This is a genomic window from Phaeobacter sp. HF9A (assembly GCF_011806385.1).
Taxonomy (GTDB): domain Bacteria; phylum Pseudomonadota; class Alphaproteobacteria; order Rhodobacterales; family Rhodobacteraceae; genus Epibacterium.
The window spans coordinates 1-1,275 of the sequence record NZ_JAATOX010000246.1 but is presented as its reverse complement, the minus strand read 5'-3'; the positions used below and the strand labels follow the sequence as shown (position 1 = coordinate 1,275).

Here is a 1,275-nt window from a genome sequence, read left to right as displayed (position 1 = left end):
GTTGGCCACGTTGACCACGGTAAAACCACGCTGACCGCAGCAATCACCAAATACTTCGGTGACTTCAAAGCCTACGACCAGATCGACGGCGCACCGGAAGAAAAAGCACGCGGCATCACCATCTCCACCGCGCACGTGGAATATGAAACCGAATCCCGCCACTATGCGCACGTCGACTGCCCCGGCCACGCTGACTATGTGAAAAACATGATCACCGGTGCGGCGCAGATGGACGGCGGCATCCTGGTTGTGAACGCAGCTGACGGCCCGATGCCGCAGACCCGCGAGCACATCCTGCTGGCCCGTCAGGTTGGCGTTCCGGCGCTGGTCGTGTTCATGAACAAAGTTGACCAGGTCGACGACGAAGAGCTGCTGGAGCTCGTCGAGATGGAAATCCGCGAGCTGCTGTCCTCCTACGACTTCCCGGGCGACGATATCCCGATCATCGCGGGGTCCGCGCTGGCGGCGATGGAAGGGCGTGACCCGGAAATCGGCGAAAACAAAATCCGCGAGCTGATGGCGGCGGTTGACGAGTACATCCCGACCCCGGAACGCGCTGTTGACCAGCCCTTCCTGATGCCGATCGAAGACGTGTTCTCGATCTCTGGCCGCGGCACCGTTGTGACCGGCCGTGTTGAGCGTGGCGTGATCAACGTTGGCGACTCGATCGAGATCGTTGGTATCCACGACACCAAAACCACCACCTGCACCGGTGTGGAAATGTTCCGCAAGCTGCTGGATCGTGGTGAAGCGGGCGACAACATCGGCGCGCTGCTGCGCGGCATCGACCGTGAAGGCGTTGAGCGTGGTCAGGTTCTGTGTAAGCCGGGCTCCGTGACCCCGCACACCAAGTTCGAGGCAGAAGCATACATTCTGACCAAAGACGAAGGTGGCCGTCACACGCCGTTCTTCGCGAACTACCGTCCGCAGTTCTACTTCCGCACCACCGACGTGACCGGCACCGTGACCCTGCCGGAAGGCACCGAGATGGTGATGCCGGGCGACAACCTGAAGTTCGAAGTTGAACTGATCGCCCCGATCGCCATGGAAGACGGTCTGCGTTTCGCTATCCGCGAAGGTGGCCGCACCGTTGGCGCCGGCGTTGTGTCGAAGATCCTCGCGTAAGCCAGGATCGCATCGACACGCCATAGAGGCAGCGTCGAAAATCCTCGCGCGATATGCGTGATTGAGATGAGAAAGGGCCTCCTTCGGGAGGCCCTTTTGCTATATGCGAGGCGCTGCCTCGCGCTCCGGGATATTTCTCGTTAGAAGAAA

At 60.5% G+C, this 1,275-nt stretch carries 1 protein-coding gene; it reads left to right on the top strand.

The window, feature by feature from the left end:
* On the top strand, window positions 1–1,125 hold a 1,125-nt coding region (tuf, locus tag HCZ87_RS20710; protein ID WP_167647012.1), incomplete at its 5' end, for an elongation factor Tu.
* Between the last annotated feature and the right edge of the window lie 150 nt (window positions 1,126–1,275).